The organism is Actinoplanes sandaracinus (assembly GCF_030009775.1).
In the GTDB taxonomy this organism is placed as follows: Bacteria; Actinomycetota; Actinomycetes; order Mycobacteriales; family Micromonosporaceae; genus Actinoplanes; species Actinoplanes sandaracinus.
The window spans coordinates 233,882-257,941 of sequence record NZ_JASCTH010000011.1 but is presented as its reverse complement, the minus strand read 5'-3'; the positions used below and the strand labels follow the sequence as shown (position 1 = coordinate 257,941).

Annotated in this window: 18 protein-coding genes; 11 read left to right on the top strand and 7 right to left on the bottom strand. The window is 69.9% G+C overall.

From position 1 onward, the window contains the following. Positions 1-152 precede the first annotated feature (152 nt). Together QLQ12_RS18950 and QLQ12_RS18945 are read right to left on the bottom strand one after the other, a co-directional pair. The gene (locus QLQ12_RS18950) at positions 153-482 is read right to left on the bottom strand and encodes a hypothetical protein (protein ID WP_282761510.1); all 330 of its coding nucleotides are present in this window, start codon (positions 480-482) and stop codon (positions 153-155) included. 190 nt (positions 483-672) lie between these two features. Further along, complete coding sequence (locus QLQ12_RS18945) at positions 673-2,736, bottom strand: S9 family peptidase (RefSeq protein WP_282761509.1); 2,064 nt, start codon at positions 2,734-2,736, stop codon at positions 673-675. Positions 2,737-2,842: 106 nt separating this feature from the next. Between QLQ12_RS18945 and QLQ12_RS18940 the strand changes: the two genes are divergently transcribed. Next, positions 2,843-3,955 (top strand): FAD-binding oxidoreductase, encoded by a 1,113-nt coding sequence (locus QLQ12_RS18940; protein ID WP_282761508.1) that lies wholly within the window; start codon positions 2,843-2,845, stop codon positions 3,953-3,955. A 724-nt stretch (positions 3,956-4,679) separates the two neighbouring features. On the opposite strand, the gene QLQ12_RS18935 is transcribed toward QLQ12_RS18940, so the two are convergent. The 3 genes from QLQ12_RS18935 to QLQ12_RS18925 form a co-directional block, all read right to left on the bottom strand. Further along, positions 4,680-5,294: a dihydrofolate reductase family protein gene (locus QLQ12_RS18935; RefSeq protein ID WP_282761507.1), complete on the bottom strand. Its 615-nt coding sequence runs from the start codon at positions 5,292-5,294 to the stop codon at positions 4,680-4,682. 1,009 nt (positions 5,295-6,303) lie between these two features. Further along, positions 6,304-6,861, bottom strand: a complete 558-nt coding sequence (locus tag QLQ12_RS18930; RefSeq protein WP_282761506.1) for a dihydrofolate reductase family protein — start codon at positions 6,859-6,861, stop codon at positions 6,304-6,306. Positions 6,862-6,938: 77 nt separating this feature from the next. Next, on the bottom strand, positions 6,939-8,975 hold the full coding sequence (locus QLQ12_RS18925; RefSeq protein ID WP_282761505.1) for a SpoIIE family protein phosphatase: 2,037 nt from the start codon (positions 8,973-8,975) through the stop codon (positions 6,939-6,941). 113 nt (positions 8,976-9,088) lie between these two features. Between QLQ12_RS18925 and QLQ12_RS18920 the strand changes: the two genes are divergently transcribed. The 4 genes from QLQ12_RS18920 (at position 9,089) to QLQ12_RS18905 (ending at position 16,694) form a co-directional block, all read left to right on the top strand. Continuing rightward, a complete protein-coding gene (locus QLQ12_RS18920) occupies positions 9,089-13,483 on the top strand; it encodes a HAMP domain-containing protein (protein WP_282761504.1) in 4,395 nt (1,464 codons plus the stop codon). A 61-nt stretch (positions 13,484-13,544) separates the two neighbouring features. Further along, positions 13,545-14,093 carry a response regulator gene (locus QLQ12_RS18915; RefSeq protein WP_282761503.1) on the top strand — a complete coding sequence of 183 codons (549 nt, stop codon included), beginning with the start codon at positions 13,545-13,547 and terminating at the stop codon, positions 14,091-14,093. A 153-nt stretch (positions 14,094-14,246) separates the two neighbouring features. Then, entirely contained in the window at positions 14,247-15,737 is a 1,491-nt protein-coding gene (locus QLQ12_RS18910; RefSeq protein ID WP_282761502.1) for a pectate lyase, read from the top strand. 162 nt (positions 15,738-15,899) lie between these two features. Beyond that, a complete protein-coding gene (locus tag QLQ12_RS18905) occupies positions 15,900-16,694 on the top strand; it encodes a hypothetical protein (RefSeq protein ID WP_282761501.1) in 795 nt (264 codons plus the stop codon). Between the two features lie 86 nt (positions 16,695-16,780). On the opposite strand, the gene QLQ12_RS18900 is transcribed toward QLQ12_RS18905, so the two are convergent. Beyond that, positions 16,781-17,107 (bottom strand): STAS domain-containing protein, encoded by a 327-nt coding sequence (locus QLQ12_RS18900; protein WP_282761500.1) that lies wholly within the window; start codon positions 17,105-17,107, stop codon positions 16,781-16,783. A 125-nt stretch (positions 17,108-17,232) separates the two neighbouring features. Here QLQ12_RS18900 and hemL point away from each other — a divergent pair, with 125 nt between their 5' ends. The 6 genes from hemL to ccsB are packed head-to-tail and all read left to right on the top strand — an operon-like array spanning position 17,233 to position 23,170. Continuing rightward, positions 17,233-18,570 (top strand): glutamate-1-semialdehyde 2,1-aminomutase, encoded by a 1,338-nt coding sequence (gene hemL, locus QLQ12_RS18895; RefSeq protein WP_282761499.1) that lies wholly within the window; start codon positions 17,233-17,235, stop codon positions 18,568-18,570. Between the two features lie 2 nt (positions 18,571-18,572). Then, positions 18,573-19,229, top strand: a complete 657-nt coding sequence (locus QLQ12_RS18890; RefSeq protein ID WP_282761498.1) for a histidine phosphatase family protein — start codon at positions 18,573-18,575, stop codon at positions 19,227-19,229. Further along, positions 19,229-19,789, top strand: coding sequence for a TlpA family protein disulfide reductase (locus QLQ12_RS18885; protein WP_282761550.1), 561 nt, complete (start codon positions 19,229-19,231; stop codon positions 19,787-19,789). The genes QLQ12_RS18890 and QLQ12_RS18885 overlap by 1 nt, the downstream gene beginning before the upstream one ends. Next, positions 19,789-20,619: a cytochrome c biogenesis CcdA family protein gene (locus QLQ12_RS18880; RefSeq protein ID WP_282761497.1), complete on the top strand. Its 831-nt coding sequence runs from the start codon at positions 19,789-19,791 to the stop codon at positions 20,617-20,619. The genes QLQ12_RS18885 and QLQ12_RS18880 overlap by 1 nt, the downstream gene beginning before the upstream one ends. Then, positions 20,616-22,223, top strand: coding sequence for a cytochrome c biogenesis protein ResB (gene resB / locus QLQ12_RS18875; RefSeq protein ID WP_282761496.1), 1,608 nt, complete (start codon positions 20,616-20,618; stop codon positions 22,221-22,223). Before QLQ12_RS18880 ends, resB begins: the two co-directional genes overlap by 4 nt. Next, positions 22,223-23,170: a c-type cytochrome biogenesis protein CcsB gene (gene ccsB / locus QLQ12_RS18870; RefSeq protein WP_282761495.1), complete on the top strand. Its 948-nt coding sequence runs from the start codon at positions 22,223-22,225 to the stop codon at positions 23,168-23,170. The genes resB and ccsB overlap by 1 nt, the downstream gene beginning before the upstream one ends. Here ccsB and QLQ12_RS18865 read toward each other — a convergent pair whose 3' ends face one another. Further along, positions 23,171-24,016, bottom strand: coding sequence for a hypothetical protein (locus QLQ12_RS18865; RefSeq protein WP_282761494.1), 846 nt, complete (start codon positions 24,014-24,016; stop codon positions 23,171-23,173). Positions 24,017-24,060 lie beyond the last annotated feature (44 nt).

The window sequence follows — 24,060 nt, the reverse complement described above, 5'->3', positions numbered from 1 at the left end:
CCGCCGGGGGGCCGCTGGCGTCACATACTTTTGGGGGTCGACACACCTCGGGGCCCCCCCCCACTTTCATGGTCCGACGAATACGCGTCAAACTCGCCGCCGGTGTCATCGGCCCATTCAACGCCGCACGTCTACGCTTTCTCCGCCGTTACTCAGGGGCGCGTAAGGGCTTTCAGCGTGATGTAGTGAGGATCGACCGGCGGCTGGAACCTGAGCGTGTCGCCAGGCTGGAAACTGCGGCGGACTGTTCCCACGGTCACCGAACCGATGTAGGCGCCGGCCTCGACCTTCACGACACCGACCTTGTTGAACGAGTTCTGGCCGACGCCGGCGAAGCAGATTTTCGTGCCGCTCTGCAGGTAGACCTTCACGTCGGTCGGGTTTCCGCAGGGAATCTGGGCAGCGAAGGCCGCCGCCGGCACGCTCATGCCCGCCGCGACCGCAACCGCTGCCAGACCCACGCCAATGGCTGTTTTCCTCATTCGGCTCTCCCCCGTTGATTCGGCTCTTACCTTGACGCTGCCAAATGCGATGGCTATTAGATCGGAACAGACTCACCGTGGCGATGATGGGCATCGCCGACTGAATAGCGGGCCGAATCTATCACATTATTGACGCCCGGCTATGTGCCCGGGTTGCTCGTATCATGAGGGAAATCCACGGCCTCCGGTGTCAGGCGGCACCGAGGACGTCGAGGACCCAGGCGATGTTGAACGCCTCTTCCTTCCAGGCGTCGTAACGACCACTCGGGCCGGCGTGACCGGCGCCCATCTCGGTCTTCAGGAGGTATTCGCCGTCGGGAGCCACCGAACGCAGCCGGGCGACCCACTTCGCCGGCTCGTGATAGAGCACGCGAGTGTCGTTGAGGCTGGTCACCGCGAGGATCCGCGGGTACGCCTGCTTGGTGACGTTCTCATACGGGCTGTAGGACTTCATGTAGGCGTAGACCTCGGCCGACTCCAGCGGATTGCCCCACTCCTCCCACTCGGTGACCGTCAACGGCAGCGACGGGTCGAGGATCGAGGTGAGCGGGTCCACGAACGGGACCTCGGCCAGGATGCCGGCGAACGCCTCGGGGGCGAGGTTGGCGATCGCGCCCATCAGCAGACCGCCGGCCGAGCCACCGCGGGCCACCAGACGCTGGGCCGTCGTCCAGCGGCTGCGGACCAGAGCCTCGGCGGCCGCCACGAAGTCGGTGAACGTGTTCCGCTTGGTGAGCAGCTTTCCCTGCTCGTACCACTGGCGGCCCATCTCGCCACCGCCGCGGACGTGGGCGATCGCGAAGACGACACCCCGGTCGAGCAGGGAGAGACGGGCGATCGAGAAGTACGGGTCGATCGAGTGCTCGTAGGAGCCGTACCCGTAGAGCAGCGCCGGCGCTGAGCCGTCCCGCCGGGTGCCCTTGCGCGCCACGATCGAGATCGGCACGCGGGTGCCGTCGCCGGCGGTCGCCCACTCGCGGAACTGCTCGTAATTGGCCGGGTCGTAGCCGCCGAGCACCGGTTTCTGCTTGCGCAGCGTCATCACGCGGGTGATCAGGTCGACGTCGTAGACCGAGTCCGGAGTGACCAGCGAGGTGTAGGAGATCCGGACCGTGCTGGTCTCGTACTCCGGGTTGCCGGCCAGGCCGACGCTGTAGAGCGGCTCGGGGAACTCCATGTCGTAGGAGGCCGTGCTGCCGTCGGCCATCACCCGCAGGCCGGTCAGGCCGTCACGGCGCAGCGAGATCACCAGGTGCCGGGAGAACGCGTCCACCGACTCCAGCCGGGTGCCCGGCTGGTGCGGGATGAGCTCGACCCACTCGCCCGGGTTGTCCACCGAGGTCCACGACACCGCGAAGTCCTCGGCGCCCCGGTTGTGCAGGATCAGGAAACGGTGGCCGTGGTGCTCGATCGAGTACTCCACGCCCTGGCAGCGCTCGGCGATCAGGGCGGGCTCGGCCGTGGGAGTGTCGGCCGGGATCACCCGTACCTCAGATGTGATCTTGCTTTGGGTGTCGATGACGATGAATTTCTCACTGCGGGTGAGGTCGACGCCGACCCAGAACCGCTCGTCCGGCTCCTCGTAGACCAGGGCGTCATCGCTCACACCGACCGTGTGCCGCCAGACCCGGTACGGGCGCCACGCCTCGTCGACGGTGATGTAGAAGAGCGTGGTCCCGTCGGACGACCAGGCGCTGCCGTAGAAGACGTCCGGCACCTCGTCGGCCAGGACCTCGCCGGTGACCAGGTTCTTGACCCGCAGGGTGAACCGCTCGTCGCCGTCGAAGTCGGTCGAGAAGGCCAGCCATTTCCCGTCCGGGCTCACGTCGAAGGTGCCGAGAGCGAAGAACTCCTTGCCGTCGGCCAGCTCGTTGCCGTCGAGCAGCACCTCCTCGCCCGGCTTGTCGGCGCCCATCGGCGGGTCGGTGTCACTCGGAAGTGCCGGGACCCGGCACTGAATCCCGTACTGCTTGCCCTCCTCGGTGCGGGTGTAGTACCAGAATCCGCCCTTACGGCTCGGGACCGAGAGATCGGTCTCCTGAGTGCGGCCCTTGATCTCCTGGAAGACGGTCTCCCGCAGGCCCGCCAGATGGGCGGTGGCCTGGTCCGTCCAGGCGTTCTCCGCCTCCAGGTGGGCGATGGTGGCCGGGTCCTCCTTGGTCATGAGCCAGGCGAACTCGTCGATGACCGTGTCGCCGTGGAAGGTGCGCTCGGTGGGCGCCTGACGGGCGATGGGTGGACCTTCAATCGTCACCGGAAACACGTTACCGCCCGGATTTCCCGCACACACGGACCTCGCTCATTCGAACATGTGTACGATGTTCCCGAGTGGACGATCTTCATGTGGGGAGGCTTCGAACGTGAGCGGTTCCCTGCTCGCCGAGCTCGTGGAAATCTGCGGTCCCGGGTCCGCGCGAGTCGCCCGCCCCGACGATCAGATCGCCGGGCTCCGCGCCGGTTTCGTCGCCGCCCCGGCCACCACCCGCTCCGTCGCCCAACTGCTCCACCTCGCGACCGAGCGGGGCCTCAGCGTCCGGCCGCGCGGCTCCGGCAGCAAATTCGATTGGGGTACGCGACCCGAGCGCCTGGATCTCATCATCGAGACCGGCCGTCTCAACGGCCTGTGGGACCACGACGGTACGACCGCGGTCGTCGCCGCCGGCACCACCGTCAGGGCCGCGCAGGCCGCGCTCGCCCCGCACGGCAAACGCCTCACGATCGACCCGCCGTCAGCCGGAGCCACGATCGGCGGCGTGCTCGCGCTCAACGAGTCCGGGCCGCTGCGGCACCGGTTCGGCCCGCCCGCCGGGCAGGCCGTGAGCGTCGGGTTCGTCGGCCGGGACGGCCGGTTCGTGGAGTCGGCCGAGTGGGAGGGCCCGGCCGGCGAGGTGATCACATCGGCGGTGTTCCCGCTCGAGGAGGCCCCGGAAAGCCGCCGCTGGGTGGTGCGCCCGGTGACGACACCGACCCAGGTCGGTGAGCTCGTGAGCCGGGTCAGCGCGCCCGAGTTCGCGCTGAGCGGGGTCGAGGTGGACCTGCCGGCGTCCGGCGAAGGTGCGTTCGCGCTGCTGCTGGAGGGCCCAGCCGACTTCGTCGCGGCGGGAGCCGGGCGGCTCGCCCGGGAGATGGGCCCGCTCGCGGCCATCCAGACGGAAGCGCCGGCCTGGTGGGGGCGCTACCCGTTCACCGGGTCCGACGTCGTGCTGCGCATTCGCGTCCGATCCCGCGACCTGCACGCGGTCGGCTACGCCCTGCGCGACGCGGTGGGCGCCGCGGTCGCGCTCCGCGGGTCGGCGGGAGCCGGCGTGGTGCACGCGGTGCTGCCCCGAGGGTTGAGCGCGGCCCGCATCGGCGACATCGTCGTCAGCCTCAAGCAGGTGCTGCTGGCCCGGCGTGGGCAGGTGGTGGTGCTTACGGCGCCACCCGGGCTGGCCGCCCAGATCGAGATGGCCCGCCCCGGCGACCTGTTCTGACCCGGCGGCCGTGCGATGCCGCGTCCACGCGCGCAGTGCCGGCATCAACGCGCTGCCGCATCAACGCGCTGCCGCATCAACGCGCGCCAAGAAGGCCAGGCAGATGGCGGGGCGCCGCCGCATCAGCTCGGCGTGAGGTGGATCGAACGGGTGGCCGGGTGCGGCCGTTCCGGGCCGGTGGGAGGGCGGGCCGGAGCGGTGGCCTGGTGTTGCTGGGGGTGTTTGGCGGGGGAGTGGGTGACGTGGGTGGCCGGGTGCGGCCGTTCCGGCCCGGTGGGAGGGCGGGCCGGGGGGCAGTGGCCTGCTGTTGTTCCGGGGGTGCTTGCCGGGGAGGTGGTTCGAGTGGGTGGCCGGTGCTGCCGCTCCTGTCTGGCGGGAAGGTGGGCCGAGTGGAAGGCCGGTGCTGACGCTCCATCCCGCAGGCAGGATGAGCCGGAGCGGTGACCAGACGTTGTCGGGACTGGCCGGCGGGCGCGCGGGGCACCCGCGCGCCTCGCTACCGAAGGCGGTCGTCTGATGGGTCAGCCGAAGACGGGATCGGCCCGCAGGCAGGGATCGGCCCGCAGGCAGGGACCGGCCCGCAGGCAGGGACCGGCCCGCAGGCAGGGATCGGCCCGCAGGCAGGGATCGGCCAATGATGGTGTCAGCCCGCAGACGGGGATGAACTCGAGACGGCTCAGCCGGAGATGAGTTGAGTCGGAGACGGGGGCAGCCGAAGACGGGGTCAGCCGAAGACGGGGATCAGGGCGGCCGTCTCGGAGGCCAGGTGGCGGCCCATGCGGGCGACGTCGCCGACCGCGTAGGTGAGGAAGGCGAACTGGCCGACCTCCCGCACGCCGGTGAGGATCAGATCGTCGACCAGGACACGGCGCCGGAGCATCGGGACGCCTTCGCCCAGGATGGTCGGCGCGATCCCGAGGATGATCTCGTCGAGCAGGCCCTCCGCGACGAACTGGCTCACCAGGTCGCCGCCGCCGGCCAACCACACGTTCTTGCCCTGGGCGGCGACCAGCATGGCCTCGTGGACCCGGCGGACGTCGCCGCTGATCATGAACACGTTGGCGTCCGGCACGGGCGGCAGGTCACGGTGGGTGAAGACCCAGCACGGTACGTCGCCGTACATGTCGTGCCAGTTCTCCGGTTCCTTGAGCAGGTTGTCGTGCTCCAGGACCCATTCGTAGGTGGCCGCGCCCATGGCGAACGCGCCGACACCCTCGAAGAACTCACCGAACGGATTCTCGGTGCCCTCGTCGACCTCGAAGAGCCACTCCAGCGAGTTCCTCTCGTCGGCGATGAAGCCGTCGATGCTGGTGGCGGTGTAGTACTGCGTCTTCGCCATGACAAACACCATGCCATGAGCCGCCCGGCAAAAAGGGCAGATCGATCAGGACGGCCTTGGTCACCCCAGGTCCGCAGAGGACCGGGCAGCAAAGCCAGGCCCGAGCGCCTGCGACGGTCGTGCTCTGGGCTGTGGTCCAGGCGGCATACCGGCGTGCGGCGCTGTCCGATACAGCGTGCGGCGCGCGGTGCGCGCCGTGGGTGGGCCGCTCGCGGCGATGTGGGGGTGAGCGGAGCGTCGCGAGCGGTGAGTGGCCCGGCTGCGGGACGTGGGTGCCCGGCGGCTGGGCCCGTTGTGCGGGGGATGTGGGAGCGCGGCGGTGAGTGGCTGGCTGCGGCAAGTGGGCGCGGTGGTGCGGGTGCGCGAAGCGACGCGCGATAGCTGAGTCGGGCGCGCGAGATGCGGGTGTGCGAAGGGGCGCGATAGCTGAGTCGGGCCCGCGGGATGCGGGTGTGCGAAGGGGCGCGGTGGCTGGGTCGGTGGCACGGGATGTGGGTGTGTGAAGCGGCGCGGTGAACGGGATGAGCCGGCATGGGGCTTGGCAGCGGTGTGTGGGTGTACCCGGCGGGGTGCCGGTGGCGGGTGGGGTGTTGCCGCACCCAGCCCGCCACCGTCACCGGTTCGGCGCCGCGGCCTCGGGAAATCGGGCGGCGGGGCCCCACACCGTACTCCACGGGGAGGGGTCACGGGCCTGACTCTCACATCTCGGATGTCATGTCGGAGCAGTGCGGATGTCATGTGGAATCAGTGCGGACGCCACGTCGTCGCCGAAGTGCGGACGCCACGTCGAAGCAGGGAGAACACCCCGCCGTTGCGGAAGCCCGAAGGCCCGCTGAAGGAGCGCGCACGCCCGTTTAAAACAGCGCCATCATCCCCGCTCAAGGAGGGCGGACGCCCCGTTGAAGCAAGGCGGACGCACAGTCAAGGCACGCCGGAGCGTCACGGACGTGGCGTCGGAGCATCTCGGGCTTCCCCGACGGCGGGTGTGGGCCGGTGCGGGACCGAACGGTCAGGCCGGCGGGCTCACGTCGTAGGTCAGATAGGCGAACTGCCCGATCGGCCGTGCCCCCGTAAGAGTGAACCGGGACGACGTGATCCGCCGCGGCAGGACGGGCGCCCCGCCGCCGAGTGTGACCGGCGCGACGCCGAGGATCACCTCGTCCAGCAGCCCGTGATCGGCGAACTGCCCGGCCAGCTCCCCACCGCCGACCAACCAGATGTTCTTGCCCTGGGCGGCCGCGACCATCTCGGCGTGGACGGGACGGACATCACCTCGTACGAAATGGAGGTTTGCTCCTGGAATGACCGGCAGCTCGCGGTGCGTGAAGATCCAGGCGGGGGTGTCGCCGTAGGGCTCGAGCCAGGACGACGGATTCTCCAGCGACTTCTCGTGCCCGAGGATCCACTCGTAGGTGGTGGCACCCATGGCGAAGGCGCCGATGCCGGCGAAGAACTCGGCGAACGGGTTCTGGCCGCCCTGGTCGACCTCGAAGAGCCAGTCCAGCGAGTTGTTCTCGTCGGCGATGTAGCCATCGAAAGTGGTCGCGGTGTAGTACTGCGTCTTCATACCGTCGACCCTGCCACCGGGGTACGACAAAAATCAGGCCCCAAGACAGGACGAGACCCGGGGCGTACGGCGAAGGGTCAGGCGTCGTTGCGCAGGACGAGGATCGCGATGTCGTCGCGGGGCTCCTCGACCGAGAAGTTGATCGTCGTGGAGCGCAGCCGAGCCGCCATCACGTCGGCCGGATAGCCCGCCAGGGGCGCGGACGCCTCCCGCAGCCGGGCGGAGCCGAACAGCTCGCGGCCGCGGCGCCGCTCGGTCACCCCGTCGGTGTAGAAGATCAGGGAGTCGCCCGGGTCCAGCGTGATCGACACGTCCGGCGAGGTGATGGTCTCCAGCAGGCCGAGCGCCGTCCCGCCCTCGCCGACGAACGCGGTCTTCCCGTCGGCCCGGACGAGCACCGCCCGGTCGTGCCCGGCCAGATAGAGGCAGACGCCGAGGGTGCCGTTGGACTGCCTGGTCACCGACGCCATGGCGAGCGTGCAGTACCGGCCGCCGCCGCGTTGCACGAGCGTGCGGTTGACCCGCCAGAGGATCTCGCTGAGTTCCTTGCCGTCGTCGACGAGGATGCGGATCACGTCGCGGACCAGCCCGGTGACGGTGGCCGCCTGGACGCCTTTGCCGGAGACGTCGCCGACCACGACCAGCCACTGGTCGTCGCCGGACGGGACCACGTCGTAGAAGTCGCCGCCCACCTCGGAGCCGGTGGGGACGTACTCCGCGGCGAAGCCGATGCCGTCGACCCGTGGCAGGGCCGGCGGCAGCAGCGACGCCTGGAGGGTCCGGGCGACCCGGTGCCGCTCGTCGTGGATGCGGGCGTTGTCGATGGCGAGCGCGGCCCGCCGGGCGACGTCTTCGAGAACCGCCACCTCGTCGGCGTCGTGCCGGTGTTTCGGGTGCCGGCCCACGGCGAGGGTGCCGAGCCGGGCGCCCCGGGCGACCAGCGGGACCGCATAGCCTTCCATCGGCGAACCGAACATCACCTGGGTGCCGAGCCGGGACGCCTCCTCCAGCCGGGCCAGAAGTGACTCCGGGCCGGTCTCGGCGAGCGTCGCGTGCAACTGGGCCAGCGTGGACTCGTCGGCGTGGGTGGCGGCGGCGAGCTGGAGCCGGCCCCACGCGTCGGTGGTGTGGACCGCGCACCACTGCCCCAGCCGTGGCACGACCAGTTGCGGGATGAGGGCCATCGTCAGGTTCACGTCGAGGGACTGGGCGAGCAACTCGCTGGCCTCGGCGAGGAAGGTTATCCACGTCTGCCGGCGGATGTCGGCGCGGCGCAGGCGGTCGTTCTCCAGGTGCAGGGCGAACCGTTCGGCGACCATGGTGGCCAGGGCCAGGGCGTACCCCTCGGGGGCGGCGTCCAGTTCCAGCTCGCCGGAGTACGGCCGATGCACGGCCAGGGGGACGCGGATGGTGTCGGCGTTGTCACGGGGGGCTCTGCCGTACCGTGCGAGAAGTTGCCGCCCCATGCCGTCGCCGCGGTCGAGGCGGACGACGCCGCCGGCCGCGCCGGTGAGCCGGGCGAGCCGGGAGAGAAGGTCGGTGGCGAGGTCGGTGAGGCCCTCGTCGGAGTGCCGGTCGGTGCCGCTGCGCAGCAGGCCGGTGAGGGCGCCGAGGCTCGGGTTCTCGGACGCGCTCGGCAGGCGGACCATGCCGACGGCGTCCGCGCGCTGGTCGAGCCGGAACCAGACGCCCTTGCCGTCGCCCTCGTGCACGGTGCCCCAGCGGCTGGCGAAGTGGTCGACCAGGAGCAGGCCGCGGCCGCGCTCGGCCACCTCGCCGATGTCGGCGCTCTCGTTGCGCGGGCCGATGGTGAGCTGTTCGACCGGGCCGGACGCGAAGTCGGTGACGGTCACGGTGAGGCCGCCCGAGTCGGCGCTGACCTCGATCTCCAGCTCGGTGTTCGCGTGCACCACCGCGTTCGTGGAAAGCTCGGTGGTGAGCAGCAGAGCCTCGTTGAGCAGACCGACGAGGCCGGTCTCCTCCAGCACGGAGCGGACGAGGGCGCGGGCCGCCGCGGGGGTCCGCCGATCGTTGGGCAACCTGTTCCGGCGCACCAGGGCCTCGGACGGCGCACCCGACGGGATGCTCGTCCTGGTTCCGACCTCGGCTGGCACCCATGCATCCTCTCCCGTGAACGGGTGTATGCACAAAGTCGTCTCTCGCATTGACCCGGTCGAGCGAGAGAGGATAGGTAACCCCCCGGCAGTAGACAGCGAGTGAGGACAGCATGACTGCGGCTAAAGAGGCCAGCGTCGGCGTGCCCGACGAAACCGTTCTGCTCGGTGAACTCGCCGACGCGCTGCGACGTGTGCGCCGTGGCGATCTCAAGGTCCGGCTGCCCCGACGCGGCGGCATGGCCGGGGCGGTGGCGGAGGCGTTCAACGAGGTCGTCTCCCTGCAGGAGCGGCAGAACCTCGACCTGCGCCGGATCAGCCGGATCGTCGGGCGCGACGGCCGGCTCACCGAGCGCCTCGACGAGGAGGGCCTGGACGGCTCCTGGGAGGACAGCGTCCGCTCGGTGAACTCGCTGATCGACGACCTCGGCCGCCCGACCACCGAGATCTCCCGGGTGGTCGGCGCGGTGGCGGAGGGTGACCTTTCTCAGCACATGGCGCTGGAGATGGACGGGCGCCCGCTGCGGGGTGAGTTCCTGCGGATCGGCCGGACCGTGAACACGATGGTGGATCAGCTGTCGTCGTTCGCCGACGAGGTGACCCGGGTGGCCCGCGAGGTGGGCACCGAGGGTGAGCTGGGCGGCCAGGCCGACGTGCGCGGTGTCGCCGGCACCTGGAAGGACCTGACCGACTCGGTGAACACCATGGCGTCGAACCTGACGCACCAGGTGCGGTCGATCTCGCAGGTGGCGACCGCGGTGGCTCGCGGCGATCTGTCGCAGAAGATCACCGTGTCGGCCCGGGGCGAGGTCGCCGAGCTGGCCGACACCATGAACGGCCTCACCGACACGCTGCGCCTGTTCGCCGAGCAGGTGACCCGGGTGGCCCGCGAGGTGGGCACCGAGGGCAAGCTGGGCGGCCAGGCCGACGTGCCGAACGTGGCCGGCACCTGGAAGGACCTCACCGACTCGGTGAACTCGATGGCGTCGAACCTGACGAGCCAGGTGCGGAACATCGCCCAGGTGTCCACCGCGGTCGCGAAGGGCGACCTGTCGCAGAAGATCACGGTGGCCGCGCAGGGCGAGATCCTGGAGCTGAAGGACACCGTCAACACGATGGTGGACCAGTTGTCGTCGTTCGCCGACGAGGTGACGCGGGTGGCCCGCGAGGTGGGCACCGAGGGCCGGCTGGGTGGTCAGGCCCAGGTGCGTGGCGTCTCCGGCACCTGGCGCGACCTCACCGAGAACGTGAACCAGCTCGCCGCGAACCTGACGGCTCAGGTCCGCAACATCTCTCAGGTGTCCACCGCGGTCGCGAAGGGCGACCTGTCGCAGAAGATCACGGTCGACGCGCGCGGCGAGATCCTGGAGCTGAAGAACACCGTCAACACCATGGTCGACCAGCTGTCGTCGTTCGCCGACGAGGTGACGCGCGTCGCGCGAGAGGTCGGCTCGGAAGGCAAGCTCGGCGGGCAAGCGCAGGTCAAGGGCGTTTCGGGTACGTGGCGCGACCTCACCGACAACGTCAACTACATGGCGTCGAACCTGACCAGCCAGGTCCGGAACATCGCCTCGGTCACCACGGCCGTGGCGAAGGGCGACCTGTCGCAGAAGATCACCGTCGACGCGCGCGGCGAGATCCTGGAGCTCAAGTCGACCGTCAACACGATGGTGGACCAGCTGTCGTCGTTCGCCGACGAGGTGACGCGTGTGGCGCGTGAGGTGGGCTCGGAGGGCAAGCTCGGCGGTCAGGCGCAGGTGCGCGGGGTGGCCGGCACGTGGCGTGACCTCACCGACAACGTCAACTCGATGGCGTCGAACCTGACCAGCCAGGTGCGGAACATCGCGTCGGTCACCACGGCCGTGGCGAAGGGCGACCTGTCCCAGAAGATCACCGTCGACGCGCAGGGCGAGATCCTGGAGCTGAAGAACACCGTCAACACGATGGTGGACCAGCTGTCGTCGTTCGCCGACGAGGTGACGCGTGTGGCTCGTGAGGTCGGCTCGGAGGGCAAGCTCGGCGGTCAGGCGCAGGTGCGCGGGGTCGCCGGCACGTGGCGTGACCTCACCGACAACGTCAACTACATGGCGTCCAACCTGACCAGCCAGGTCCGCAACATCGCCCAGGTCTCCACCGCGGTCGCGAAGGGCGACCTCGGCCAGAAGATCACGGTCGACGCCCGCGGCGAGATCCTGGAGCTGAAGAACACCGTCAACACCATGGTCGACCAGCTGTCGTCGTTCGCCGACGAGGTGACGCGGGTGGCGCGTGAGGTGGGCTCGGAGGGCAAGCTCGGCGGTCAGGCACAGGTCAAGGGCGTTTCGGGTACGTGGCGCGACCTCACCGACAACGTGAACCAGCTCGCCTCCACCCTGACGATCCAGCTGCGCGCCATCGCCGAGGTGTCCACCGCCGTGACCCGCGGTGACCTGACCCAGAGCGTCGCGGTCGAGGCGCAGGGCGAGGTCGCCGAGCTGAAGGACAACATCAACCGGATGATCGTCACGCTCCGCGACACCACCAAGGCGAACGCGGAGCAGGGCTGGCTCGACTCCAACCTGGCCCGGATCGGCGGCCTGCTCCAGGGCCAGCGGGACGTCGGCGAGGTCTGCCGCATGATCATGACCGAGGTGACGCCGCTGGTCGACGGCCAGCTCGGCGCGTTCTTCCTGGTGGACAACGAGGAAGCGGTGATGCGCCTGCGGCTCAACGCGGCCTACGGCTACGTCGCCCGCGACCACGAGGTGATCTTCGGGCCGGGGGAGGGGCTGGTCGGCCAGGCGGCGCTGTCGCGGCGCACGATCCGGGTGCGGGCCACCCACGACGGGATACTGACCATGCGCTCGGGTCTGCTGGCCATGCCGCCGCACGACCTGGTGGTGCTGCCGGTCCTGTTCGAGGGCGAGATGCTCGGCGTGATCGAGTTCGCGTCGGTGGCGGCCTTCTCCGGGCTGCACCTGACGTTCCTGGAGCGGCTGGTCGCCACCATCGGGATCGCCCTCAACACCATTCAGGCCAACCGGCGTACGGAGGAACTGCTCGCCCAGTCACAGCGGCTGGCCCGGGAGATGCAGGACCAGTCGGCCGAGCTCCAGCGCACCAACGCCGAACTGGAGGACAAGGCCAAGCTGCTGAGCGATCAGAAGGCCAACATCGAGCTGAAGAACCGGGAGATCGAGTTGGCCCGGCTCGGCCTGGAGGAGAAGGCGCAGCAGCTCTCGCGGGCGAACACCTACAAGTCCGAGTTCCTCGCGAACATGAGCCACGAGCTGCGGACCCCGCTGAACTCGCTGCTGCTGCTGGCCCGGTTGCTGGCCGACAACACCGAACAGAACCTGAGCAGCAAGCAGATCGAGTTCGCCCGCACCATCCACAGTGCCGGCTCGGACCTGCTGTCGCTGATCGACGACATCCTCGACCTTTCCAAGATCGAGGCCGGCCGGATGGACGTGGAACCGGACGTGGTCGACTTCGACGGCATCCGCAGTTACGTCGAGCAGGCGTTCGTGCCGCAGGCGGAGGTCAAGGGCCTGGAGTTCCGGGTCGCGGTGGCGCCCGAACTGCCCGACTCGATCGTCACCGACCCGCAGCGGCTCCAGCAGATCCTGCGCAACCTGCTGTCGAACGCGGTCAAGTTCACCGACAACGGCTCGGTGACGCTGAGCATCTTCCCGACCGCCATCGGCTCCGACGTCGATGCGCCGCAGTCGCTGCACTCGGCACGGCAGGTGGTCGCGTTCGCCGTCACCGACACCGGCATCGGCATCTCGGACGAGAAGCTGGCGATCATCTTCGAGCCGTTCCAGCAGGCCGACGGCACGACCACCCGCAAGTACGGCGGGACCGGCCTGGGCCTGTCGATCAGCCGTGAGTTCGCCGCGCTGCTCGGCGGCACCATCGCGGTCTCCTCGGAGCCCGGCGAGGGATCCACCTTCACCCTGTACATGCCCGAGGCGCTGAGCCCGGACGCGATCCCGATGCCGGCCCTGCCGCCGGTGCCGGCCAAGGCCGTCTCGGTGCGGCCGGCCGCCTCGCTGGGGATGTCACTGATGGAGATGCCGCAACGGGTCGAGGACAAGCCGTCGGTGAGCGCCGCGGGCCGGAAACTGGAAGGCGTCACCGTGCTGATCGTCGACGACGACGTGCGCAACGTCTTCGCCCTGACCAGCGCCCTCGAGATGCATGGACTCAACGTGCTGTACTCGGACAACGGGGTGGACGGGGTGCGGATCCTCGCCGAGCATCCGGAGATCGACATCGTGCTGATGGATGCGATGATGCCGGACCAGGACGGCTACGAGACGACTCGGGGAATTCGACGCAATCAGCGTTTCCGGGACCTACCGGTAGTCTTCCTGACGGCGAAGGCGATGCCGGGTGACCGGGAGTCGGCCATCGCGGCCGGAGCGAGTGACTACATCACCAAACCGGTCGATCTGGACGAACTGATCGAGTTGATGGACCGCTGGGTGAACGCTGAGGGGACCGGAGAGCCGGAACGAGGCTGAAACCGGTCGCGACGGGGTAGCGCCATGGGGAAGGATCTACCGGTGGGTGAGGTGAGTACGGGTGGGTGAGCGTGCCAAGGCGCTTCTGGTCGACGACCGGCGAGACAACCTGCTGGCCCTGGAGGCGATCCTGCAGGGCCTGCCCGTCACCGCGGTCGCTGTCGAGAGCGGTGAGGCCGCGCTCAAGCAGCTGCTCACCGACGACTTCGCGGTGATCCTGCTGGACGCGCACATGCCCAACATGGACGGCTTCGAGACGGCCAGTCACATCAAGCGGCGCGAGCGGACCAGGCACGTGCCGATCCTGTTCCTCACCGCCGCCGACCGTGACGCGCAGCTCGCCCTGCGGGGTTATGCCGTCGGCGCCGTCGATTACCTCACGAAGCCGTTCGATCCGTGGGTGCTCCGTGCCAAGGTCTCCATCTTCGTCGAGCTCTGGACGAAGAGTCAGCAGCTCAAGGCTCAGGCCGAGGCCTCCAAGGAGCGGGAGGCCCAGTGGCAGCGGCTGACCGGGACGATCGACGAGGCGGCCCGGGTGCTCCGGGCCGGCGGCGACAAGGCCGCCGTCGAGGCGCTCGAACTGTTGGAGAGGGCACGCTGGGGAGACTGACTCCGGGCCAAATGTGACCTGGGTCACTGCGAACAACCTTGTTGGGCAGTCGCACCACTACCGGGGCGTGATCGCTTTTGATCATGCGCGATGTCCGCCGTCCCCGACGGCGGCACTCATCCCCCTGTGAGTAGGAGCAACATGCGGCACGCAATGCCCAGCGCGACTCCGAGCCGGCGTCGTCGTCGTCTGGTCGTGGGTCTCGGCGCGGCAGGTGCGGCCGGCGCCGTCACCGCGCTGGTCGCCATCCTCGTTCCGTCCGCCTCGGCCGGCACCCAGTTCAGCGACGACTTCGAGAACGGCGCGGGCAACTGGACCAAGTCCGGCGGCGACTGGTCCCTGGTCTCCGACGGATCCAAGGTCTACAAGCAGGCGAAGACCGAGAGCGAGCTCGCCCGCGTCTTCGCCGGTGAGACCTCCTGGACGAACTACTCGGTCGAGGCCAAGGTCAAGGCACTCGACCTCGGCTCCGGCCTGGCCGGCGTCGCGGCGCGCGCCAGCGGATCGTCCACCATGTACCGTCTCGCCCTGACCTCAGCCGGCAAGGCCGAGCTCCAGGCGGTCAAGGGCAGCGCCATCACCACCATCGGTTCGGCCCCGGTCAGCAACCCGGCCGCGTGGCACACCCTGAAGGTGGACGTCTCGGGCAGCACCATCACCGGTTACGTCGACGGCGCCAAGGTCGCCTCCGGCGCCGGCGCGCTGCCCGGCACCGGCCGTATCGGCCTGGTCACCAGCTACGCCGCGGCTGAGTTCGACGACGTCTCGGTGAACCCGCTGGGCGCCGGGCCGGCCACGTCCGCGCCGGCCGCGACGCCCACCGCCACCAAGCCGGCCACCGCGTCGCCGACCGCCACCAAGACCGCGACGGCTTCACCGACGGCGACCAAGACCGCCGGCGCCACTCCCACGGCGACGAAGACGGCGGCCCCGGCCCCGACGGCCGCCCCCGCCGCCCCCAGCGTGGCGTGGCCCAAGGCCACCGTCGACAAGCCGGTCACCGCGACGATCCCGGTCTCCGGCACGGTGGACGGCGGCAACGCCCGCTACTTCGGCAGCGGCGCCCTGGGCGGCGACGGCCAGGACGAGGGCCAGGACCCGCTGTTCAAGCTGGCCGACGGCGCGGTGCTGAAGAACGTCATCCTCGGCGCCCCGGCCGCAGACGGCATCCACTGCTCCGGTTCCTGCACGCTGATCAACGTGTGGTGGGAGAACGTCGGTGAGGACGCCGCCACCTTCAAGGGCGGCGCCTCGGCGACCTACACCGTCGACGGCGGCGGCGCCAAGGGCGCGGACGACAAGGTCTTCCAGCACAACGGCGGCGGCACGCTGACCATCAAGAACTTCCAGGTCTCCGACTTCGGCAAGCTCTACCGCTCCTGCGGCAACTGCTCCACCCAGCACAAGCGTGCGGTCGTGGTGCAGAACGTGGTCGTCACCGCTCCGGTCGGCAGCCTGGTCGGCATCAACCAGAACTTCGGCGACACCGCCACGATCTCCAAGGTCACCGTGGTCGGCAAGAAGAGCCTGGACATCTGCGTCAAGTTCACCGGCAACAACACCGGCAAGGAGCCGACCAAGATCGGCGCCGGCCCGGACGGCACGTTCTGCAAGTACACCGAGTCCGACATCACCTTCAAGTGATCGACCGTGGCCGCCGGGACCCGATCCCGGCGGCCACGGCACGGGGCACCTCGGCGGGCGCGGTCACGAGCACGACCTCCCGTAGCGCACCGCGACTCTCGCGGAACCACTCGGCGGCAGCGGTGTCGCTCCGGCACGAATCAACGGTTGGGAGGCGGCGCGATGACGCTCATCGAAGAGGAGCTGCGCGCGGCACTGCGCGCGGAGGCGGCAGTGCACCGTCCGGACCGTGAGGCCATGCTCGACCGCATCGGCCGGACCGCCGTGCGCAACCATGCTGCGAAGAGACGCCCGGCCCCACGGTTGCGGATAGCCGGCGCCGCTGCCGCGGTCGCCGCGGTGCTCGGCGGCGGTGGCTTCGCGCAGTGGGCGGTCGCCGGCGACAGCGAGCCGCGTCCCGGGCCCATCCCGACAGCGGTCGTCACCGTGGCTCCGACGCCGAGCGCTCCGGCGTCGTCGAGCGCCACCGGGCCCACCACGACCCCCGCTTCCTCGCCGAGCAGGACGACGAAGTCGCGTTCGGCCGGGCGGTCGGCGAGCCCGTCGACGGCCCCCGGCGGCGGCACGGCCACCGCGAAGAACGTGCTCTGGGCGGACGGCTCGGTCATCCCCGACGGCGACTCCCAGGCGAGCAGTGTCGTGACGGTGACCACCGGCGAGCGGCTCACCGCGCTCGAGGTGACGATCCGGGTCGCGCGCACCCCGGGCCTGGTGGCTCGCGGGGGCAGCCAGCAGGTGCCGGGTGCGAGCGTGACCAGCACGGTCACCGAGGAGGGCGGGGCGATGGTCTACCGCTTCGTGCTCTCCTCGGGAGACACCGTCGAGCCGGGGACGTACACCTTCTCCGCGCGGTACACCTACCCCAAGGGCGGGCGGGACGCGAACGGTGACTCTTACGCCGGGGCGGCGACCACCGGGGATGGAGCGGCTCCGGCCGTCAGCGGCGACTTCCGCTAGAAGTTATCCACAACGCTGTCCACAAGAACCCGGCTGGCTGTCAGTGCGGTCTCAGCGACGTCGAGACCGCACTGACAGCTCGTCCGTCAGCTGCTGCTGATCATCAGGGCCGAGCGCAATCCGGTGATGTCGAGCACACGCATCAGGAAGTCGCCGACGTTCGCGAGAGCCAGAACGACCTGCGAATGCTGGGCCTTACGGCTCAGCACCACCAGCGTGCCGAGGCCCTGCGAGTCACAGAAAGTGACGCCAGCCATATCGAGCACGATGCGATTGGGCTGGTCATCGCCGAGCAACTCGTTGACGACCGTGGACAACTCGGTGACCGTGAGCACGTCGATCTCGCCGGCGAGCTCGATCACCACCTCATCGGGCGCGCGCTGAACCGTGATGGACAGCTCGGGTCGTTCCACGCGGCTCAGCCTATCCTCTTCGGGGCGAATCAGCCCGTCCGGCGCGGTCCGGCCGAGTGCTTGCAGGACATCATCCGGTGACGTGAAGAACCCTCTCGCAATACTCGTTCCATGCCGCTGACAGAATGGGGACCGCTGTGACCACGAAAAATCCCGCCGTGGGACTTCCGTACCCGGAGGATGCCCCGGTCTCCCAGGCCCTGTTCGACCGCGCCCAGGCAATCGTGCCCGGCGGGGTGAATTCACCTGTGCGTGCGTTCCGTGCGGTCGGCGGCACACCCCGGTTCATGGCCTCGGGCTCCGGCCCCTGGCTGACCGACGCGGACGGGCGGCGTTACGTCGACCTGGTCTGCTCCTGGGGCCCGCTGATCCACGGACACGCGCACCCCGAGATCATCGAGGCGGTGCAGCGGGCCGCGGCCCTCGGCACCAGCTTCGGCACGCCCACCGCGGGTGAGGTCGACCTGGCCGAGGAGATCGTCCGGCGCACCCCGATCGACGAGGTTCGGCTGGTCAACTCGGGCACCGAGGCGACCATGACCGCGATCCGGCTGGCCCGCGGCTTCACCGGCCGGTCGAAGATCGTCAAGTTCGCCGGCTGCTACCACGGCCACGTGGACGCGCTGCTCGCCGCGGCCGGCTCCGGCGTCGCGACGCTCGGCCTGCCCGACTCGCCCGGCGTCACCGGAGCGGCGGCCAGCGAGACGATCGTCCTGCCGTACAACGACGTCGCGGCCGTCGAGGCCGTCTTCGCCGAGCAGGGCGCCGACATCGCCGCGGTCATCACCGAGGCGGCGCCCGGCAACATGGGCGTGGTCACGCCGCGCGACGGCTTCAACTCCTCGCTCGCCGAGATCGCCCACCGGCACGGCGCCCTGCTCATCGTCGACGAGGTGATGACCGGCTTCCGGGTCTCCGCCGGTGGCTGGGCCGGGCTGCACCCGGTCGACGCCGACCTGTTCACTTTCGGCAAAGTGATGGGCGGCGGCCTGCCCGCTGCGGCGTTCGGCGGTCGCCGGGAGATCATGTCCCGCCTCGCCCCGGCCGGTCCGGTCTATCAGGCCGGCACGCTCTCCGGGAACCCGCTGGCCTGCGCGGCCGGTCTGGCCTCGCTGCGGCTCGCCGACGAGGCGGCCTACAAGCGGCTGGACGAACTGGCCGGGACGGTCGGCTCGCTCGCGTCCGGCGCGCTGACCGCCGCCGGTGTGCCGCACCGGCTCTCGTACGCGGGAAACATGTTCTCGATCTTCTTCACCGACGCCGAGGTGTACGACTACGACTCCGCGAAGACCCAGGACGCGGCCGCGTTCAAGGCGTTCTTCCACAGCATGCTGGCCCGGGGCGTCTACCTGCCGCCGAGCGCCTTCGAGTCGTGGTTCGTGTCGACGGCGATCGACGACGCAGCGCTGGAACAGATCGCCGCGGCGCTGCCGCACGCGGCCCGAGCGGCAGCAGGAGCCTGATTTTGTCCGAGCCGACCAAGACCACGGTCCACGTGCTGCGGCACGGTGAGGTCTTCAACCCCGCCCAGATCCTGTACGGGCGCCTGCCCGACTTCCACCTCTCCGAGCTGGGTAACCAGATGGCGAAGGCGGCCACCGAGGTGCTGTCCGGCCGGGACATCACCCACGTGGTGGCCAGCCCGCTGGAGCGTGCCCAGGAGACGGCCGCCCCGTTCGCCGCGGAGTTCAAACTGGACATCACCACCGACGTCCGGCTGATCGAGAGCGCCAACTACTTCGAGGGCAAGAAGGTCTCGGTCGGCGACGGCGCGTTCAGCAACCCGCGGCACTGGTGGGTGCTGCGTGACCCGATCACCCCGTCCTGGGGCGAGGCCTACCTGGCGATCGCGCAGCGGATGTTCGCCGCTGTGCAGGCCGCCCGGGTCGCCGCCGAGGGCCACGAGGCGGTCTGTGTCTCGCACCAGTTGCCGATCTGGACACTGCGCCGGTATGTCGAGGGCAAACGTCTCTGGCACGATCCGAGACGCCGCGAGTGCGGCCTGGCCAGTCTGACCTCGTTCCGGTTCGAGGGGTCCAAGGTGGTCGGAATCGACTACTCGGAGCCGGCCGCGCACCTGGTCGCCATGTCCGCGACGGCCAAGACCGCCAAGGGGGCATGATGCGCCGCCTCGCCGTCGCCGCCCTCGCGGCGGTCACCACCGCCGCAGTCCTGAGCGGCTGCGGCGGCGAGGAGAACTGGGCGAAGAAGTGCTCCACCACCAACATGGTGGTGGAGTGCGACGCGGCGCACCGGCCCCTGATCTCCGGCGTGACCGGGGAGCTTCTGGACGGCCGCGCCTACGACCTCGAGGCCGACCGCGGCAAGGTGGTCGTGGTCAACTTCTGGGGTTCGTGGTGCTCGCCCTGCCGGGCCGAGGCGGACGACCTGGAGAAGGCCTACCAGGCGACGAAGGCCAAGGACGTCACGTTCCTCGGCATCAACACCCGTGACGAGCGGGACTCGGCGAAGGCGTTCGAGCGGGCCTACCAGGTCACCTACGCCAGCCTCTACGACTTCCAGGGCGACGTGGGCCTGAAGTTCGACGTTACCCAGAGCGCGATCCCGAACACCCTGGTCCTGGACCGGCAGGGCCGCATCGCGGCCGCGATCCGCCGCTCCACCACCCTGGGTGAGTTGCAACCCCTGGTCGAGAAGATCGCGGCAGAGGCGGCCGGCTGATGGACGACGCGTTCACGACCGCGGTCGCCGACGGCCCGCTGCTGCTGGCCATCGGCGCGGCCCTCCTCGCCGGCCTGGTCAGCATCCTGTCGCCGTGCGTGTTGCCGCTGCTCCCAGGCTACCTGTCCTACGTGACCGGGCTGGCCGGTTCCGATCTGGAGGTGGTCGCCGGACGGGATCCAGCGGCCGGCGCCGCGCCCGAGGCGGAGCCCGGAGCGGTGGCGGTGGCCACACGGACCCGCCGATGGGCGGTCAAGGGCCGGATCCTCGCCGGCACCGGCCTGTTCGTGCTCGGCTTCTCGGTCGTCTTCACCCTGACGACCCTGCTGACCAGCATCGGCTTCACCATGATCACCCACCGGGACGAGCTCAACATCGTCCTCGGCGTCCTGATCATCCTGTTGGGCGTGGCCTACCTGGGCTGGGTCCCCGGCCTGCAGCGGGAAGCCCGGTTCAGCAAGCTGCCCGCGGCCGGCCTGGCCGGCGCTCCGGTCTTCGGGGCGATCTTCGCGCTCTCCTGGATGCCGTGCGTGGGCCCGACGCTCGGCGCGGTCAACATCCTGGCCGTCACGACCGGACAGACCGACCGGGCCGTCATGCTCGCGCTGGCCTACAGCCTCGGGCTCGGCCTGCCGTTCATCCTGTTCGGGCTCTTCTTCCGCCGGTTGCTCGGTGTCTTCCAGGCGATCCGCCGCAACAGCCGGTGGGTCACCCGGGCCGGCGGGGTGCTGCTGATCCTGGTCGGGTTGTCGTTGGTCACCGGCCAGTGGTCGTACTTCCTGACCTGGCTGCTGACCACCTTCAACTTCGGCGGGGGGACCCTGCTGTGACCGTCGTCGAGGACCGGCCCGCCACCGCCGAGACACCCCCGCCGCGCCGCGGCAACCCGCTGTGGGCGCTGCTGCGCAACTCCTGGCGACAGCTCACCAGCATGCGTACGGCGTTGATCCTGCTCTTCCTGCTCGCGGTGGCCGCGGTGCCCGGCTCGATCTTCCCGCAGCGGTCGGTGAACCGGGAGAACGTCGCCGAGTACTTCACCGCGAACCCGGAACTGGCGCCCGTGCTGGACCGGTTCTTCGCCTTCGACGTCTACGCGTCACCGTGGTTCGCGGCGATCTACCTGCTGCTGTTCACCTCGCTGATCGGGTGCGTGCTGCCCCGCCTCCGCGATCACATCCGGGCGCTCACGACCGTACCGCCGGATGCTCCGAAGCGTCTGGAGAGGCTGCCGCACCATGTCGGCGGAGAGCGACGCCCGGAGGATCCCGCGGCCGCGGTCGCGGAGATCGCGAAGCTGCTGCGCCGCCGGCGTTTCCGCACCCGGCTGCGGGAGACGCCGGAAGGCTGGACGGTCTCGGCCGAGAAGGGTTTCCTGAAGGAGACCGGCAACCTGCTCTTCCACGTCGCCATGCTGGCCGTGCTGGTCGGTGTCGGGTTCGGGCAGTGGTACGGCTGGCACGGCAACCGCCTGCTGGTGGAAGGCACGGACCAGGGCTTTTGCAACATCGTCACGCAGCACGACGAGTCGGTCCTCGGTCCCCGGGTCGACGCGGGCGACCTGCCGGACTTCTGCCTGCGGCTGACCGAGTTCGACGCCACCTTCCAGACCACCGGAGTGCCGAAATCGTTCCGGGCCACGGTCGACGTGAGCGAGGACGGCGGCAAGCGGTACCGGCCCGAGACGTTCACGGTCAACGATCCGCTGCGGCTCGACGGCGCCAACGTCTATCTGCTCGGCCAGGGTTACGCCCCGGTGCTGCGCTACACCGACCGGTTCGGCGCCCAGCAGACCAAGCCCGTTCCGTTCCTGCCCACCGACGGCATGCTGACCAGCGAGGGCGTCGTCCAGTTCCCGGATGTCAACATCGACCCGGCGACCGGCAAGCGCGACCCGGCTCTGCAGATGGGTTTCGAGGGGGTCTTCCTGCCGACGGGCGGCACCGACGGCAGTGCCGTGTCCCAGTTCCCGGCCGAGAACAATCCGGTGCTCTACCTCGCGGCCTACCGCGGTGACCTGGGTCTGGACACCGGCCGGCCAGGATCGGTCTACGCCTTGGACCGCGACCGGATCGCCGACGGCGACCTGAAGAAGGTCAGCGGCGAGCGCCCCTACGTGCTGCGCCCGGGCGAGAAGTGGACTCTGGACGACGGCACCACGCTGGAGTTCGTCGGCACGCGCAGGTTCGCCACGATCTCCATCCGCCACGACCCCACCCAAGGGGTGATGCTGGCCGGGGCGGTCCTCGGGCTGGCCGGGCTGATGCTGTCGCTGTCCGTGCACCGCCGTCGGGTCTGGTTCCGGGTTCTCCCGGCGGATCCCGAGGCGGCGGGCGGTAGCGTGGTCGAAGCCGGTGGCCTGCCCCGCACCGACTATTCAGGTTTCGGCGAGGAGTTCGCGGCACTCACCCGCCACATCAAGGAAGGGAAGTCCTGATGGCGGAGTTGTCCAATCAGCTCATGGCGCTGACCGTGCTGGCCTACCTGGCCGCCATGGTCTGCTATGCCGGGGAATACGCGTTCGGCAAGCGCAGCCACATCGGCAGAGCCGCGACCCGAGAGCTGGTGGGCGCCGGTGGTCCCGCCACCTACGAGGAGGCGGCAGAGCGGCTCAAGCCGTCACGCGGCGACTGGTCGGGACGCGTCGCGGTGGTCCTCAACCTGCTCGGCCTGGCCCTGCACCTGGGCACCACGGTCACCCGGGGCGTCGCCGCGGAGCGGATGCCCTGGGGCAACATGTACGAGTACATCCTCTCCACCGCGCTGATCGGCGCCGCGGTCTGGGCGGGGGTGCTGCTGCGCAAGCCGGCCGTCCGGCACCTGGGCCTGTTCGCCACGCTGACGCTGGTGGTGCTGCTGGGCGCGGCCGCGCTGGTCGCCTACACCCCGGTCGGCCCGCTGGTGCCGGCGCTGAACTCGTACTGGTACGTCTTCCACGTCTCGACGATCATCGTCTCGTCCGGGATCTTCCTGGTCGGCGTGGTGCCGGCCGCGATGTTTTTGATCAAGAACGGGTGGGACTCCGGTAAGCGCGGCTTCCCGTACACGCTGGGCCGGCGGGTCGGCGACGCCGGGACGCTGGAGCGGCTCACCTTCCGCCTGCACGCGTTCGCCTTCCCGCTGTTCACGTTCGGCGCGCTGATCGCCGGTCCGCTGTGGGCGGAGGCGTCCTGGGGCCGGTACTGGGGCTGGGACCCCAAGGAGGTCTGGGCGTTCATCTCCTGGATCGTCTACGCCGCCTACCTGCACGCCCGGGCGACCCCGAGCGTGCGGCGGACCACCGCGACCTGGATCGCGATCCTCGGCTTCGTGACGATGCTGATGAACCTGTTCGGCGTGAACCTGTTCTTCGAGGGCCTGCACTCGTACGCCGACGCCGGCTAGTCAGTCCGGGCAGTCGCCGGCCGTCCAGGTGTCGTAACGGGTCTTCCAGTCCAGGCAGAAACCACCACGTGCGGCCGCCGCTGTCTCGGTCGGGACGTCCTCGCGCCAGAACCGGGACGGCCCTCCGCCGGACGGCCGCAACCGCACGTTGTCCACGGTGACCTTCGGCACGTCGATCTTGGTCTGGCGTGAGGCGTCGACGTGCACTTCGACGTACTGCTCGATGTGGGCGCGATCGCCGAGCGGCAGCTGCTGCTGGGTGAGCAGGTTCCACCGGTTGTTCCACCAGAGCCAGGCACGCCAGACGCCGGCCGGGTCGCCGTTGATGTCCAGCCAGACCTGGTCGCCGGGGCGGACCGGGTACTGGTCGTAGAACTGCCACCGGTTGGTGTTCGTGTTGAACGTGTAGATGTGCTGGCGGCCGGGGGAGGCCCAGCCGGTCTCCGACCAGCCGGCCTCCAGCCAGGCGATCCGGCCGCCGCCCAGGTGGCGTTTCGCCATGAACCGGCCGACCACGAAGTCGTAGGTCTGCGGCCGGATCGAGCCGTCGACCACGGAGAACCGGCCGGACACCCCACCCCACTCGCCGCTGGTCCCGGCGCCGAGGTGGTGGTAGCCGCTCGGCGTGAACGCGTTGGCGGGCAGCTTCGGGGTCCCTCCGGATTCCAGCAGCGGGGCTGATGAGCGGCAGGCCCGCGGACTGTTCAGGGTGGGCGGCCCGGTGGGCGGCCGGGAGGACGCCGGGCCCGGCGCGCACACGGGCAGACGGGGTTCGGTGGCCGAGTTCGCCGGGGCCGCGACGGCGAGCGCCGCGGTCAGACCGGTCAGCAGGCACCATCGGGTCACGTTCCGCAGCTTCACAGAACGCCCAACGGGACTCCCGGATCTCC

Bases quoted from the DNA above. Each gene is read 5' to 3' on its own strand.
- QLQ12_RS18950 (WP_282761510.1), bottom strand. From the start codon at position 482: ATGAGGAAAACAGCCATTGGCGTGGGTCTGGCAGCGGTTGCGGTCGCG.
- QLQ12_RS18935 (WP_282761507.1), bottom strand. From the start codon at position 5,294: ATGGCGAAGACGCAGTACTACACCGCCACCAGCATCGACGGCTTCATC.
- QLQ12_RS18930 (WP_282761506.1), bottom strand. From the start codon at position 6,861: ATGAAGACGCAGTACTACACCGCGACCACTTTCGATGGCTACATCGCC.
- QLQ12_RS18920 (WP_282761504.1), top strand. From the start codon at position 9,089: ATGACTGCGGCTAAAGAGGCCAGCGTCGGCGTGCCCGACGAAACCGTT.
- QLQ12_RS18910 (WP_282761502.1), top strand. From the start codon at position 14,247: ATGCCCAGCGCGACTCCGAGCCGGCGTCGTCGTCGTCTGGTCGTGGGT.
- QLQ12_RS18905 (WP_282761501.1), top strand. From the start codon at position 15,900: ATGACGCTCATCGAAGAGGAGCTGCGCGCGGCACTGCGCGCGGAGGCG.
- hemL (WP_282761499.1), top strand. From the start codon at position 17,233: ATGGGGACCGCTGTGACCACGAAAAATCCCGCCGTGGGACTTCCGTAC.
- QLQ12_RS18885 (WP_282761550.1), top strand. From the start codon at position 19,229: ATGCGCCGCCTCGCCGTCGCCGCCCTCGCGGCGGTCACCACCGCCGCA.
- QLQ12_RS18880 (WP_282761497.1), top strand. From the start codon at position 19,789: ATGGACGACGCGTTCACGACCGCGGTCGCCGACGGCCCGCTGCTGCTG.
- ccsB (WP_282761495.1), top strand. From the start codon at position 22,223: ATGGCGGAGTTGTCCAATCAGCTCATGGCGCTGACCGTGCTGGCCTAC.